12 protein-coding genes are annotated in these 15,244 nt (G+C 45.1%); 7 read left to right on the top strand and 5 right to left on the bottom strand.

The genetic code is table 11. The features are described 5' to 3' along the window. Nucleotides 1-951: 951 nt before the first annotated feature. The 4 genes from R7Q39_RS02180 (at nucleotide 952) to R7Q39_RS02165 (ending at nucleotide 7,182) form a co-directional block, all read left to right on the top strand. On the top strand, nucleotides 952-2,169 hold the full coding sequence (locus R7Q39_RS02180) for an AAA family ATPase (RefSeq protein ID WP_005374503.1): 1,218 nt from the start codon (nucleotides 952-954) through the stop codon (nucleotides 2,167-2,169). A 7-nt stretch (nucleotides 2,170-2,176) separates the two neighbouring features. Beyond that, the gene (locus R7Q39_RS02175; protein WP_158159432.1) at nucleotides 2,177-3,151 is read left to right on the top strand and encodes a ParB/RepB/Spo0J family partition protein; all 975 of its coding nucleotides are present in this window, start codon (nucleotides 2,177-2,179) and stop codon (nucleotides 3,149-3,151) included. 105 nt (nucleotides 3,152-3,256) lie between these two features. Next, nucleotides 3,257-5,284 (top strand): tRNA(Met) cytidine acetyltransferase TmcA, encoded by a 2,028-nt coding sequence (locus R7Q39_RS02170; protein WP_167415795.1) that lies wholly within the window; start codon nucleotides 3,257-3,259, stop codon nucleotides 5,282-5,284. A 218-nt stretch (nucleotides 5,285-5,502) separates the two neighbouring features. Beyond that, nucleotides 5,503-7,182 (top strand): FapA family protein, encoded by a 1,680-nt coding sequence (locus tag R7Q39_RS02165; protein WP_318075718.1) that lies wholly within the window; start codon nucleotides 5,503-5,505, stop codon nucleotides 7,180-7,182. 55 nt (nucleotides 7,183-7,237) lie between these two features. Here the strand turns inward: R7Q39_RS02165 and catC are convergent, their stop codons facing one another. Further along, on the bottom strand, nucleotides 7,238-7,897 hold the full coding sequence (gene catC / locus R7Q39_RS02160) for a type C chloramphenicol O-acetyltransferase (protein ID WP_054575282.1): 660 nt from the start codon (nucleotides 7,895-7,897) through the stop codon (nucleotides 7,238-7,240). 88 nt (nucleotides 7,898-7,985) lie between these two features. Between catC and R7Q39_RS02155 the strand changes: the two genes are divergently transcribed. Together R7Q39_RS02155 and R7Q39_RS02150 are read left to right on the top strand one after the other, a co-directional pair. Further along, nucleotides 7,986-8,897 (top strand): LysR family transcriptional regulator, encoded by a 912-nt coding sequence (locus R7Q39_RS02155; protein ID WP_017635661.1) that lies wholly within the window; start codon nucleotides 7,986-7,988, stop codon nucleotides 8,895-8,897. A 37-nt stretch (nucleotides 8,898-8,934) separates the two neighbouring features. After that, nucleotides 8,935-9,600, top strand: a complete 666-nt coding sequence (locus R7Q39_RS02150) for a peptidase E (protein ID WP_318075717.1) — start codon at nucleotides 8,935-8,937, stop codon at nucleotides 9,598-9,600. 89 nt (nucleotides 9,601-9,689) lie between these two features. Here the strand turns inward: R7Q39_RS02150 and R7Q39_RS02145 are convergent, their stop codons facing one another. The 3 genes from R7Q39_RS02145 to murQ all read right to left on the bottom strand — a co-directional run bounded on the left by R7Q39_RS02145 (nucleotide 9,690) and on the right by murQ (nucleotide 13,279). Continuing rightward, a complete protein-coding gene (locus tag R7Q39_RS02145) occupies nucleotides 9,690-10,745 on the bottom strand; it encodes a porin (RefSeq protein WP_015313726.1) in 1,056 nt (351 codons plus the stop codon). 148 nt (nucleotides 10,746-10,893) lie between these two features. Further along, nucleotides 10,894-12,348, bottom strand: a complete 1,455-nt coding sequence (gene murP, locus R7Q39_RS02140; protein ID WP_318075716.1) for a PTS N-acetylmuramic acid transporter subunit IIBC — start codon at nucleotides 12,346-12,348, stop codon at nucleotides 10,894-10,896. 28 nt (nucleotides 12,349-12,376) lie between these two features. Further along, entirely contained in the window at nucleotides 12,377-13,279 is a 903-nt protein-coding gene (gene murQ, locus R7Q39_RS02135; protein ID WP_154204098.1) for an N-acetylmuramic acid 6-phosphate etherase, read from the bottom strand. 242 nt (nucleotides 13,280-13,521) lie between these two features. On the opposite strand from murQ, the gene R7Q39_RS02130 reads away from it, so the two are divergent. Further along, nucleotides 13,522-14,373, top strand: coding sequence for a MurR/RpiR family transcriptional regulator (locus R7Q39_RS02130; protein ID WP_033907250.1), 852 nt, complete (start codon nucleotides 13,522-13,524; stop codon nucleotides 14,371-14,373). A gap of 19 nt (nucleotides 14,374-14,392) precedes the next feature. Here R7Q39_RS02130 and mpaA read toward each other — a convergent pair whose 3' ends face one another. Beyond that, on the bottom strand, nucleotides 14,393-15,103 hold the full coding sequence (gene mpaA, locus R7Q39_RS02125; RefSeq protein WP_318075715.1) for a murein tripeptide amidase MpaA: 711 nt from the start codon (nucleotides 15,101-15,103) through the stop codon (nucleotides 14,393-14,395). Nucleotides 15,104-15,244: the final 141 nt, after the last annotated feature.

Below are 15,244 nucleotides of genomic sequence, written 5' to 3'. Positions count from 1 at the left end.
TAAGGTTATGAAAAGATGATCAAAAGAGTCTTGAAACGATGATCATGATGTTTTTACAGGTTATCCACAGATGCAGTATTTAATAATGATCTTCACGATGATTATATTGTGCATTGGTGATGTTATTTATACTCGGATCGATGATCAAGAGCCAATATATCTATCGTTCTGGCGCCCATATTGATGAGATATCACTCATCTGATTAAAATACATTCAAGTCGCTCATATTTAGAAGTAAATCCTAGTCTCTGCTTATTTACAGGAAGCATGATCATGAGAGCGTGATTTATCATAGCAACTTGAGCAATTTCATTGTTCCGGCTTCTATAACGTCAATTTCTGCTCAATCCCCCATTCTGTCTGCACTCAACCGTAAATTAGAGAAGAAAACTCATGCTTCCGAGAGATTCTAAGGCTTGATCATATTTCCGATTAATGGATCTTATTTTATTTGCTTGTTTACACCGTACTCTGCTCAATTTTTCCATGATCATGCTTTCGGATTTGCTTATTAACACGGAAGCATGATCATAAGCATACCTTGATCATACTTCCATAGATGTTTCGCTGGAACTGCCCTATTTTGCTCGGAGACATGATCAAGGTGTTCAGATCTTTATTGTTCCGATATTACTTACTATTTATCGTTTAAATTAGGTTGGTCTAACATAACCCGTAATTTAGCTTAATATTATAATCGTTCCGGTAGAAAATTGATTTACATTGTAAATGAGTGACGCTGTAACACTTTTTATTTTTAAGTTTAGGTGTCCACTTATGAGAAGATTATTTGATTAAAAATAGTTATCTTTTTGACCATAAATCATAAAAGCGTCGATTTGGGTGTTTTTTTATGTGATGGTAATTCAAAATGTTCGTGCACCTTTTTGTTGTTTTTGGTCTTTACTGCTGTACAATTGCAATTATAAATCCTTCCAACGGAATTTGGCATGAAAAGAGAAAAAACGATTGAAAACCTTCTTGAGTTAGCGGAGCTGACTCAGCAGGTTCAAGCTGACCGTATTGAAATTGTTTTAGAAGAGAGAAGCGATAACTACTTCCCACCAATGTCGAAAGCGATGATGGAAACCCGTTCTGGTCTAACTCGCCGTAAGCTCGACGACGCGATTGGTAAAATGGAAGCCGCTGGGCATCAATTTACTAAAAACAACGCGAATCATTATTCAATTACGTTAGAAGAAGCACACATGCTCATGGATGCGGCTGAAGTGCCTAAATTTCATGAGCGTAAAAAGAATTCAGGTAACAAACCTTGGATTATTAATGTGCAGAACCAAAAGGGCGGTACAGGTAAATCAATGACCGCGGTTCATTTAGCGGCATGTTTAGCGCTAAATTTGGATAAACGATACCGTATTTGTTTAATCGACTTAGACCCACAAGGCTCGCTACGTTTATTCCTCAACCCGCAAATCAGCATGGCAGAGCATGATAATATCTATTCTGCGGTAGACATTATGTTGGGTAACGTGCCTGATGGTGTGGAAATTGACAGTGAATTTTTACGTAAAAACGTATTGCTGCCAACGCAATATCCGAACTTAAAGTCGATTTCAGCGTTTCCAGAAGACGCGATGTTTAATGCGGAAGCATGGCAAACGCTATCTGAAGACCCATCACTCGATATCGTCCGTCTGCTGAAAGAGCAACTGATTGATAAAATTGCTGATGACTTCGATATCATTATGATTGATACCGGTCCACACGTTGACCCATTAGTATGGAATGCGATGTATGCATCAAATGCCTTGCTAATTCCTTGTGCGGCTAAGCGTCTGGACTGGGCTTCAACAGTAAACTTCTTCCAGCATTTGCCTACGGTATATGAAATGTTCCCGGAGGACTGGAATGGTCTTGAGTTTGTTCGCTTGATGCCAACCATGTTTGAGGACGACAATAAGAAGCAAGTTTCTGTTTTAACTGAAATGAACTATCTTCTAGGTGACCAAGTTATGATGGCTACTATTCCTCGTAGCCGTGCGTTTGAAACCTGTGCCGATACCTACAGCACAGTATTTGATCTGACAGTAAGCGATTTTGAAGGCGGTAAGAAGACACTAGCTACCGCGCAAGACGCTGTTCATAAAAGCGCACTGGAATTAGAGCGTGTGCTGCACTCTAATTGGCCGTCATTGAATCAGGGGTAATAAGTAAATGGCTTTGAAAACGTCTGAATTAAACGCGAAATTATTTGGCAAAACGAATAAGCGTCGTGTTGTGACTCCGCAAGAGGCGCAAACTGCGGCAAAAGAGAAAGCTCAAACGATTGAACTAGCAGTTGCAGGTGAAAATATTGTTCAGTTTGAACTTGTGCGTATTCCTGCAAATAAAGTTGCGACAGAAACAACAGTATTTGTTGATAACGCTCGTGAGCAATCGTTCTTAAACGAACATGCTTTATCTGATGTTTTAGTCACACTCAAAGAGCGTGGCCAACAATATCCAGCAGTGGGTCGTAGAACTGAAGATGGCAAGATTGAAGTTTTAGATGGTAGCCGTCGTCGCATGTCTTGTATCCTCGCTGAACAAGACTTTTTGGTTTATGTTGCTGACAACATTAATACTGACCATGCTAAGTTTTTGTCTGATGTGGCAAATGCTCACAAGCCGCTCTCTTTATATGAAAAAGGGAAAGAGATGCAGGCTAAGCTTGATAGTGGTGAAGCTGAGGATCAGAAAGCATTGGCAAAAATGTTCCAGTGCAGTGAAGCGTTGGTAAGTGGCGCTTTAAAAGCCGCAGCATTACCGTTAGAACTGCTTCAAGCGTATCCGAATGTTGGCGATCTCGGTCGCCCAACAATCGTGAAACTGCACAAACAGTTTTCAACGCTAACGCCAGAGCAGCAGCAAGAGCTGTTAGATAAATGTCGCTCTAGCGAAGGGTTTTTATGGCAGCGAAGCACTGCTCAAGGCGTTGCTCGTCTGACAAAAGAAGTCACGGAAAGCATCGAAAATTGGATTACTGAACTTGCACCAGCAAAACCTGGTAAGAAGACGGAAAAAGTCGACTTAGTTAAAGGTCGAGCAAGCTATAGCCGAAAAGGTAGCAGCCTGGCGTTGAACTTGAAGAAAGTTGAGGACAGCTTAATGGAAGAGATTCTTGCGTTTGTACAAACCAAACTGCAATAACAAATGATGATTGAATCAACCGCCTCCGGGCGGTTTTTTTATATCTGAGAAGCGTCAAATTAAAGATGTGATACCATTGCGTCAGTTCAACGTTGGATAGACAAAATGCAGACACAATCTGATTTCCTTTCATCACTTCAACATCAAGCTCACCAATCTTTCCAAAGGATTGGTGTTGTCATTCAAGGGGAGGCTTCTTGGCAAAATGCGTTGATGTCAGAGTTCCATAAAACGCAGCGCCATCAACGTTGGTTTTCTGTTGGTGATTTTGGTTTGAAAAACGTATCCAGTGTTTCGTCTAAACAAGGGCACATGTTGCTAGGCAGAGAGTGTGACGTTCTATTGTTTGATGCTCGAAATGGCTTTGACGCCAATAGTTTTACCGCCGCGCTTGGCTCATTGGTTGGCGGCGGTTTTCTTATTGTCATTACTGAGCTGCGACAAAATGCGAATTTTGCTCAGCAATGGATGCACAAACAATGGGAGAAGCTCGTTGTTATTGAGCAAGACAAACCATTGCCAACGGCTCCAGACATCAAGCAAGCAGAAAAAGAAAGCCACTACACGGAACAAGAACATGCCATTTCTCTAATTGAAAAGGTGGTGACAGGACATCGAAAGCGACCATTAATTTTGACCGCTGATCGTGGACGTGGAAAAACAAGTGCCCTCGGAATTGCGTGTGCGAACTTATTACAGCAGAAGCCGCTTAGAATCTTAATTACGGCACCATCTATAAAAGCCGTTGAGCCTGTTTACCAACATGCTTTACGTTTACTCCCTAGCGCACAGCGTATTAAGAAGGACAGATTAGAATCAGGGCAGGGAGCCATTCAATTTATTGCTCCAGATGAACTATTATTGAGTCGACCTGAATGTGATTTGTTACTTGTCGATGAAGCGGCTGCAATTCCAGTTCCTATGCTCAAAAGCATTACCGAACATTATCATCGACTCGTTTTTTCTACGACTATTCACGGTTATGAAGGTTGTGGCCGGGGCTTTACGATTAAATTTGTTGATTGGCTTCAGAAACAGCGTTCGGGAATGAAAACATGGCACATGACACAGCCCATCCGCTGGAGCATGAATGATGCGCTTGAATCATGGCTCTATGACGCGTTTTTGTTGGATGCGGAGTTAACGCACCATCAACTTAAACAGGTCGACTCAATTTCCCTTTCTAAAGCCGATAAGAAAAATTTGATATCGCAGCCTAGTTTGCTGCGTGAGTGCTTCGCTCTTTTGGTGAATGCTCATTATCAGACCTCGCCGAATGATTTGATTCACCTTTTGCAAGACGACAACAGTCAGCTCTATTTTGCTAAGCAAGATAATGCGGTTGTGGGGGTAATATTAGCGGTCGAAGAGGGTGGGCTTGACGCTGAATTGGTTGAAGAAATTCAGCTTGGTAAGCGTCGTCCTAAAGGACACTTAGCCCCAGTTACGATTGCAAACCACCTAGGATTTCCGAATGTCGCGAATCTATCGACGCTGCGAGTCATGAGAATTGCTGTTCATCCGGAATTGCAAGGAAGAGGCATCGGTCAAAAAATGCTGCAGCAACTTGATCAAATGGCGGCTAAACACATTGCTTACTTATCCACGAGTTTCGGTGCGACGGAAGAGTTGGTCCATTTCTGGCTACAATCGAACTTCCGTGCAATTCGTTTAGGGTCAATGCGCGATGCTGCTAGCGGTTGTTATTCAGTCTTGATGGTCAAACCTTGTGATTCCCAACAGACGGCTTGGGTCGATGAATCTCAGGCGCTATTTGAAGAAATGTTGTCTAACAATGTGGCTGACGTCTATCCAAAATTAGAAGCCTCTATTTTTCGAGCTCTATTACCGCAACCTTTGGGAATGAGTCCACTTCATCCCGCTAAGTTATTACTAATTGAATGCTATGCTGATGGTGGTAACAGTTATGAGTCCGTGTCTGCTTGGCTTCAGCAGTGGTTACTTAACTTAGGTTTGAACTCCGCTTCCGACTTGATGATCAGTAAGCTTTTTCTTAACCGTAGTTGGACTGAATGTGCTCAGCAATTTGGTTTACCTGGAAGAAGGCAAGTTGAGCAGCAGTTAAGGGACGAAGTAAGACACATTTGGAACGATTTACACTGTAAACACTAAAGGGAAATTTACACTGTAAATCCAGCTCCTTTTTATTTCGGCGTGTATTTTGATTGAGCTTTAGGTTAAATCGAAATGCTCTCTTAATATCTGTTTAACCGTTATTGATGGATTACTTTCTTTAGTGACGTGAGCCCTATAATAAGAAATGCGAGGTTTGTTCAGAAAACGGATTTGGGTAGACTGAAAGTGTTGATGGGAAGCAAAGTGGTAAGGGTATGTGGAAGCTGTGTCTTGAGTTATCTGAAGATAAGACCAAGGTGATAGCCCGTCTTCCGGGAGAAGTGGACCTCGGTGGTGAGCTAAATCAAAATGAATTAAACGAGCAGCTCGTCGCAATGAACGCTGAAAAGATGTTTGTTGTTGAGGGGGAAGTCGTGAGATTCATTAACTGCGCCAAAGAACGTAAAGCCGAGGCCTACGAAGGCATCGTCATTGCGGAAAAACGCAACGCGCAAGTTGAGGTTGAATTATCGAATAATGACATGCTCGCCAGTATGAACGTTGTCGGCGCGTACGGAGGCCGAGGTTTACGTGGCCCCGAGATTGTTCAAGCCCTTGCTCAAGCGCGAGTTTCGAAAGGCATCAACAAACTGGCTTTGAAGAAAGTGTTGGTTGTCAGCACTCAGCTCAAACCCGGCGAAACTTTTTCTCAACCTGTAGCGGTTGGTAAGCAACCTATCAAAGGCAAAGACGCTCTTTTTACTCCTCTTGTTAAAGACATCACCAAACGCATCCTCAAACCCAAAGACGGCCAATCTGCTAGCGACAAAATTGATTTACGTAACCTCGGTGAAACTATCGCGGTTGACGTAGGCGATGAGGTGATGCGCCGCACGCCTGCGACCAAAGGTACGCCTGGTTTTACTGTTCAAGGGCGAGTGATTCCTCCACAAGCCGGAAAAGACAGCCCAATGAAGCCAGGCAAGGGCACCGAGATAAGCAAGCAAGACCCAAACCTATTGATTGCATCGGTATCCGGTACGCCTCTGATTAAAGACAAAACCATCGAAGTTGATAACGCACTCTTCCTCAATAGCGTTGGCGTGAATACAGGCCACGTGAAATTCAAAGGGAATGTGATTATCGGTGGCAACATTGAATCTGGCATGATTGTTAAAGCGACGGGTTCTATTACTGTAGGCGGCTTCATTGAATCGGCTGACGTACAAGCGCAAGACGACATCCAAGTTGGTAAAGGGATCATTGGCCACACCGTGAGTGATGGCCAGCCAAAGAGTTGTCACGTCAAAGCCAAAGGTTCGATTCGTGCCAGCTACGCCCAATATTGTGATTTGCAAGCCGGAGAAAATATTGAGTTGGCGGTGCACAGCATGAATAACGATATTGTTTGTGGGCGCAATCTGACGGTGCTAGATGCGAACGGTAGGAACGGCACGCTCAGCGGCGGAGATGCCAAAGTCGGTGGCAAAGTGGTGTGCTTACAATTGGGCGTAGAAGGCGACACCGCCACTAAGGTAGAAGCGTTCGCACGCTATTCTGCATTTAAGGAGCGATTAGCAGAGCTCAAAGATCAATACAAACACGCTCAAGAAGGAACGATGGATGTGATTCGTAAAGAGCTCGAATTTAAAAAACGTCCTAAAGCCGAACGTACCGACGAAGAACAAGCTCAGATTGACGTGATGAAAACACAAAACAACGAGCAGCTTGAAGCGATAAAGCAAAAGCTAGAACAAACGGAACATGACTTTGAAGTCGCGTTAGAAGAAAATATTGTCGAAGCCAAAGAGCGTGTATTCACTCGCGTGACGGTGCAGTTTGGCGACGAACAAGTAACGACAAAGCGCACTCATGGCGGTTGTTCGTTCCGTTTCAATCAATACGAAATTAAAGTCTCGGCGAACTTGGAAGAAGAGGACGTCGCTGCGGTTTAAGCTTTCTTACTCACTGAGCCCACACGTCGCAACAAGATGTGTGGGCTTTTTTTATCTACAAATCGACAATGTGCTCTTGATAGTAGTCCGCAAGCGCACCCACTTGGCTGCTACACATTACTTTCATTGCTTGTTTAATGTGTTCTATTGGCCAGTTCCACCATTGGATATTGAGTAGAGTTTCAATCTCTTTATCGCTGAATCGTTGACGTACGACTTGGTTGTTTCCAACCACCACAGAATAAGGTTGCACGTCTTTCGTCACTACGGCGCGTGCTCCGACGACGGCTCCATCGCCGATGTTTACTCCGGGCATGATCATCGCCTCACTGCCAATCCAAACATCATTTCCCACCACTGTGTTTCCGGCACGCTCGAAACCGTCTTGTACGCCTTCTCCAAATTCTTCAGGAGAGAAGGGGAAGGTCGAAATCCAGTCAATGCGATGACCTTGGTTTCCTGCCATCATGAAGGTGGCTCCAGAAGCGATGGAACAAAACTTGCCAATGATTAATTTGTCGATGCTATCGGGTTCTCTACTTTGCCATTCTTGAAGTGTGACGGGGTCACCCAACAAGTAGCGTACCGCTTGCTCTTCGAAGCTTTTTTGATGATAGAAGCCCGAGTAATAGCTGTAATCGCCAACGATGATATTGGTATTAGTGATGTGATCTTTAATGACTTGACCTTTTAACCACGTGTCGAAAACACTCATAACTCATCCTTTCAAATTTAGGTTGTACAGAGTTTAGAGGCTTTCTATTATTTCCAGTAGTTTGATTTTAGAGATTCAGAATTACTGTATGGAAATAAAATGGCTCAGCTACGTACCACTTTACGTCGCTTTGTGCGAGGAGCGAAGTATTGCTGGTGCAGCAAAGCGCCTGAATTGTTCGAATGCGCATGTAAGTCGGCAACTTAAACAGCTTGAAGACATATTGTCGGTGCAGCTTATTCAGCGAACTACGCGCCAGTTTAATTTGACCTACGATGGTTTGCGGTTTTATCAGCAGGTAAAGCAACTGCTCGAAGGCGCTGAGCAGATCAATGAGCAAGTCATGGCAAACGAGATCGTATCGGGAAAATTGAGAATAGCGGCGTCTGCTTCTTTCGGAGCCGCGTTACTCAGCCAAACATTGATCGAGTTTCGATTGCAACATCCACAAGTGAGCGTCGAAGTGATCTTCACAGAGACACCTCTCGACTTGATTGAGGCTGGGTTTGATATCGCATTCTACTTTACCGATACTCCTCCAGAGGGATACGTCGGCCATCAGCTACGCACTTTACACTGTAAACCGATCGCTCATCGCTCGTATTTAGCTGATAAACCAAATGTAAGTACGCCAGAGGAGCTTGGTGACTTAGAGCACATCCTTTATAAAAGTCGCGACTTGGTGTTAGATAAGTGGACGTTTACGCATAAGCAAACTCAACAGCAGTGCAGCATTGAGTTAGAAAGTACGCTGAGTTTTAATCTTGTCCAGTCCATGTTGGATGCTACTTTGGCTGGCTGTGGTGTAGCCATGTTAGATGAATTTGCACTGGCTAAACTCGACCCTGCACAAAAAGAAAAACTCGTGAGTTTGCTGCCAGAATGGCAAACGGATGCGATTTTGCCGCTTTATCTGCTTTACCCAAAACGTGAGCACTTACCAAGAAGAACGCGAGCGTTCATTGATCACTTTAGGAACATATATTCTGTCGGCGAATAGCGACAACAAACTTAGCAACAATTGAGGAAACAAAGGAATGCGAAAACACTGTATTGCGATTGGCGGTGGGGGCTGGATGATGGGAGAGAATCCGAGCCCGCTCGATCAATACATTTTGTCTTTGTCTGGTAAGGAGAATCTAAACATTTGTTTTCTACCGACAGCCACGGGAGACGCCGATGAAGTGATTGAACGTTTTTACGATGCGAAGCTTAGTGAAAACGTGACCCATTTTCCGCTGTTTAAGTTTGAAGCTGGTTGGAAAGAAACGCTATTTGAACAAGACATCATTTACGTCGGTGGCGGTAATACGCGTTCGATGTTGGCCATTTGGCGCGAATGGGGTATCGATAGAATACTCAAGCAGTGTTATGAACAAGGCATCATCATTTGTGGCATGAGCGCAGGTGCAATTTGTTGGTTTGAGTTTGCGGTGACAGACAGTGATCCCGAAGCATACCAAGTTATGCTTTGTCTTGGATTTATTGACGGTTTGGCTGCGGCGCATTTTTCTCATGTAGGTGAGAAGTTCGAGGTTTTCCAAGCCTTTGCTCGTTCTCAACCGAGCATCACTTGTTATGGCATTCACGATTATGCGGCATTGCACTTTGTCGATGGAAAATTGTTAGCTACTGTCACCAGCTTTCCTGATGCCGGTGTGTTGGTTAAAACAGGTAACGAAGAAAACATATTGCGAGGGTGAGCCTCTTCAAATCAGCATTAAAGGCAATAACTACTGACCGGACACAGAAGAAGCTCATGGATTCAGCTAACTTACATTAAGTATCGTGCTTACAGCTCGTAACGCAGACCTAAGTGGTAGTAGCTTTCGTCTGCGTGCGCACCGCCAAACGAGACTTCTTGTCCATTGCTGTAGCCACGCGAACCGTTACGATCAACGTAGTTTGTGTAGATAGAAGAACGAGGCGTCAGTTTGTATTGCACTTCTAGCGTTGTATCTTTCAGCTCTAGCTCGTCACCCTCACTGTTTTCTAAAGAACGATAACCAGCACGCAGTGCCCATTTGTCATTTACACTGTAAACCGCCGTCAATTCCATCACTTTGTCGGTACTGGTTTGCGAGTAATAGCCCTCTAGTTCATCTTCCGAGTACAACGCACCCAACATCAAATCTCCTAGGTAGTAACGTGTACCTGCGCCCCAGAATGTGTAATCGGTGTCGTTGCTTTCACGCGCATCACCTTTATTTTTCTGCATCGCCACCACTGGTGCCAAGGTACCCAAATTCCCCATGTCTAGCGTATAACGCAGTGCAGCGTTGTAACCGTAGTCGAGCTCAGAAGTGTTGTTTCCTAAAATGTACGCGACAGAAAAGTCGAAATTACCTAGGCTGTTTTGATATTGCAGCGTGCCATCTTGACGGAAAACTTGCGTCGCGGTTTTGTCGACTTTATTCGCTTGGCGCGCCATAGAAACATCGGAAGAGGCGAACACATCACCAATGTCGGTAAACATAATCAACCCAGATGCCACGCGACCACCAGTAATGCGACCATAATCTTTCGCATCAATACCCGCCCATACATAACGTGCGGTCAGAGACGGTTTGTCGTTTACTTGGTTTGCGTATTCAGCGGCACCCACTTGGTATTGCGCTTGGCCGATGATCGACGCGTACTCGTTGATGGTTTGTGAACCGTTTAAACCAATACGGCCATCAAACTCGCCATTTGCATCGCCGTGCTCATCATTTTTACTGGTGACATTGAAACCAAGACGAGAGTAAATATTTAAAACTGACCCATCTTCCGCTTGATACAGCTGCGCTGCCATTGCGTTTGATGCCATCAATGTTGGGAGAAGTAGAGTCAAAATGTGCTTTTTCATGATTAACGACCTTTCATTTCTATTGTTTTAGGTACGACAAAGCCCCTTCCGAGTAACGGAATAAGAAAAATTGTCGTGAAGTAGAGAGAGGGTGCGCCCTTGTTTGCCAAGGGCGCGAGCTAGTCCATTCCTATAGGGGAAGAATGATTTAGCTTAAATCGACGTCTTTGCAGCCAAAGAAGTAAGTCGCGAGGAAGCCCACGATGTAAGAGATAAGCAGGCCAGCAACAAACACCATCATGCCCGGGAAGATGCCATTTTCAGATGTCATGAGAGGAATCGCCACGATACCGGATGGGCCAAACACCGTATTAAGACCAACTGGTAAGCCAAGGTAAGAAACTAAACCGATAAAGAAGCCGCCCGCAGCACCACCAATACAAGCGGTAACGAATGGTTTTACACGTGGTAATGTCACGCCGTAAATCAATGGTTCGCCAATGCCTAGAAGACCCGGAATAATAGCGCCTTTAACTTGAGTGCGCAGTAGAGCGTCTTTTTTGGCTTTGAAATACAGCGCCATTGACGCGCCAACCTGACCGCCACCTGCCATCGCCAGGATAGGGAATAGTGAGTTAAAGCCCTGTGCTTCCATCAATGCGAAGTACACTGGAACAAAACCCTGGTGGATGCCAAATACCACAGAAATTAAGAACAAACCTGCCAAGATTGCAGCGCCTAATGGGTTATCGTTCAAGTTGAGGAACAACCAAGACATCCCTTTAAACAGCTCGCCGCCGATTGGCATGATGATCAAGAAGGTTACCGCACCCATGATCAACAGAGTGATAACGGACGTTAAGATCATGTCCAGATCATCTGGCATGTATTGACGAACCTTACGCTCGACTTGTGCACCGATGATCGCTGCTAAAAGTACGCCGATAATGTTGCCGCGCGGATCAATCGCAAAGCCGAAAAACTCGTTCATGCCAGAGTAAATGCCGGATGTCGCCTCTGGGTTGTAACCCAGCACAAACAAAGAGGCGAGAATGGCACCATTAACACCAGAGCCGCCAAATGCTTGCTGCGCGTTGTAACCAATCAGAATACTTAGGAAAGCAAACAGACCCTTACCAAAGACTTTCATGTAGGCGATCAAATCCAACATAAACTGGCTTGGTGTCTGGTCGAGAACAAACATCTGTTTCAATAACGTCGCAAAACCTAGCAACAAACCAGCGGCAATAAAGCCTGGGATCAACGGCGTAAAGATGGTGGCAAACTTGCTTAAAAAACGCTGAACCGCACTGGTTTGCTTACTCTTCATCTGTTTTTTCTGCTCGGCTGCGACGGCAGAAAGATCTTGTTGCGGCATATCTGCTTCTTCACTGTCACCAGAGGTTAAGCTGTCGATCAATTGATTCATCATCTCAGCCGCTTGTTGAGCTTTGCCGGGACCGAGAATGATCTGAAACTGCTCATCGCTTTCCACCACACCCATTACGCCGGGAATTTGCTTGATAACTGACTGATCAGCCAAACCATTGTTGGCGAGCGATAAACGCAAACGCGTCATACAGTTACCACATTTGCTTACGTTGCTGCTGCCACCCACTGCGGACAGCAACTGCGATACTGTGTTTGAAGTTATTTTTGCCATCGGGTCTATCCTTCAGAACTCGGATTATTTAGTTATTATTTAGTGCTGCGCGAATAAAACCGTTGTGCGCGGCGAGGCGTGATTTGGCTTGTTCGGCATCCAAATCGGCCAAAATCATTAAGATGGCAGTTTTGCAGTGGCGATCGCAGGCATTTAATGCTCGCTCTGATTCTTCTTTTGATGCGCCAGTTGCTTCTACAACAATGTTGGTTTGGCGTTGGATGAGCTTGGCGTTGGTGGCCTCTACATCCACCATTAAGTTGCCAAATACCTTACCGCTACGAATCATTGCACCTGTCGTGAGCATGTTTAACACCAGTTTTTGTGCGGTGCCGGCTTTCATGCGAGAAGAGCCAGTGACAACCTCTGCGCCAACTATCGGCAGAATCGCGATGTCGGCCGCTTTTGCCATGGCACATTCCGGATTACAGGCGATAGATGCGGTCGTAGATCCGATGGATTTAGCGTAGTCCAAACCACCTAGTACATAAGGTGTACGGCCACTCGCTGCAATGCCTACAACCACGTCATGTTTGGTGAGGTGAAGCGCTTTTAAGTCGTCTTGACCCATTTTCGCGTTGTCTTCTGCGTTTTCTACCGCTTTCAAAATCGCTTGGTGTCCACCAGCAATTAAGCCAATCACCATATCTGGATGCGTGCCGTAGGTAGGAGGACACTCGCTCGCATCAAGAATTCCTAAGCGGCCTGATGTGCCAGCTCCCATGTAAACCAAACGGCCACCATTGGCGAACGCTGCAGTAATTGCATCAACCGTCTTTGCAATTTGTGGTAGCACTGCTTTGACCGCGAGCGCGACTTTTTGATCCTCTTCATTAATGACTTGCAGCATCTCGATGGTCGAAAGCGTATCAATCTCTGCACTGGCTGGATTACGGCTTTCTGTCACCAATCGGCTTAAATCAATTTTCATGTTTTACACTCTTCGTAATGTTCAATCTGAGGGCGATTCTATGGAATAAAATATTCTGTTTTGGTGATAAGAATCACACTTGAGGTTATTCTTTGTGCAGGAGAAATTTGGAATAATGAGAGAAAGTATACGTCCATTACATCCGATATAAACTGGCTTGGTTAGAATGATCATGGAGTTAAATCAAACTCCAATTATTTTTGTTTTGGAATAATTTATTTAAATTTTTTGAGGTTTTTGTTGTGTCAGTTATCAATAAGATAGTCGCGAGGCGTACTCAGCTTTCGCAAAGTGGTCGTTTGGTCGGCGATTGGATTGTTGAAAACGCAGAAAAGGCGGCGCTGCTCACTAGCCAAGAACTTGCGGCGCAAGTAAAAGTGAGTCAATCGAGCATTGTGAAATTTACTCAGCGTATCGGCTTTAAAGGTTACAGCGAGTTTAAATTAGCTCTGAATGAAGAGATTGGCCGTAAGCATGCGATGCAGTCGACACCGCTGCACAGTGATATTTTGGCTGACGACCCCATTGCGGTTATTTCACAGAAACTGGTGAAAGCGAAAACCGACGCTATGTTTCAAACCACCAATACGCTGTCTTACGAAGCGTGTCACCAAGCGGTGAAATGGTTGAGTGAAGCGCGTCGAGTGCAAGTGGTCGGGATTGGGGGCTCTGCACTGACCGCCAAGGATTTAAGCTTTAAACTGCTTAAACTTGGTATTACGGCGCTTTCTGAACAAGACAGCCACGTGCAGATTGCTGTTGCCCGCACGCTCTCTCCAGAAGATGTTCAGATCGCAATCTCGTTTTCGGGTGAGCGCAAAGAAATTCTCGTCGCGGCAGAAGCGGCAAAAGAGCAGGGCGCGAAGGTGATTGCGTTATCTGCGCCTGGAAGAAGTCGCTTGCGCGGTATTGCCGATATTACGTTTGATACGATTGCCAATGAAACGGAACATCGCAGCTCATCCATTGCTTCGCGTACCGCGCAAAACGTGATCACCGATTTGCTGTTTATCATCTTGGTTCAGCAAAGAGACGACAGTGCCCGTCAGTTGATCAGCGATATTAGTACCGACATCAAACAGATCCTCACATGATCGCTTGTTTAACAGCGGACTAGAGATCCGGATCGTGCCTCAGCAAAGCAATAAAATCAGAGAGATGTTTTTCAATGGTGAGATCGGCAGAAATCGCGGGTAATTCCAACGTGATGCAAGGTAAATCACGTTCACTACACCAAGTGCCGAATGAGCCGGGTGTTTCGTAGTCGACATCGTCAACGATTGGCAGTTGGAACTGTTCGCCGAGCCATTTGGCAAGGTCGGAATGTTTGGGATCATCCACAAAAGCAAGCGGTTCATGAAACGACACCACAAACTTTGGCTTGCGCAGTTCAATCAAGTTAATTAATGCGCTAACTTCAGGCTCTAGTTGGTTTTTAGTGCCAGTTTTCACCTGTACGTCTCGAACGGGTGTGTGAGAGCTCCATCGATACACTGTGCCATGCTCAGTCCAATTTTGGGTTGGAAACGCGCGATTGAGATCCACTTGGTTTGCATTTGCGCGTGTGCCTAGTTGGTTGCCGTCAGGATTCATTGACAGAATCACATCATGTCGTAAGTTTTCAGCAGGCAAGCTTCTTAGCGCGCAGGACAAACCTGCAATCGAGGCCGTCTCGTCCCCGTGAGTGCCTGCCAAAATCAAACCTCGCGAAGCACTTTCGACTTGAGCCGGAAAATACAGTAATGGCGCACCAAGCACGGATTGACCGTATGATGTTGGCCGAATTAAAAATGCCGCTCTTTCCGTTCTTGGAATTAGACTCACCGTAATCTCCTGATTGATGAAGTAGTATCAATATCTAAGCTAATTACACCTAGCTAAACTGAACCGTTTAAACTCGTCAACGGTTGAAATGTTAATTGTGGCACTTGCTTCACAAGACGCGTTAGGAGAACGAAAAACGAT

Origin of the sequence: Vibrio sp. 947 (genome assembly GCF_033339115.1) — a bacterium.
Taxonomy (GTDB): domain Bacteria; phylum Pseudomonadota; class Gammaproteobacteria; order Enterobacterales; family Vibrionaceae; genus Vibrio; species Vibrio alginolyticus.
Note: the sequence above shows the minus strand (reverse complement) of the source record. Positions and strands in the feature narration are given on the sequence as shown.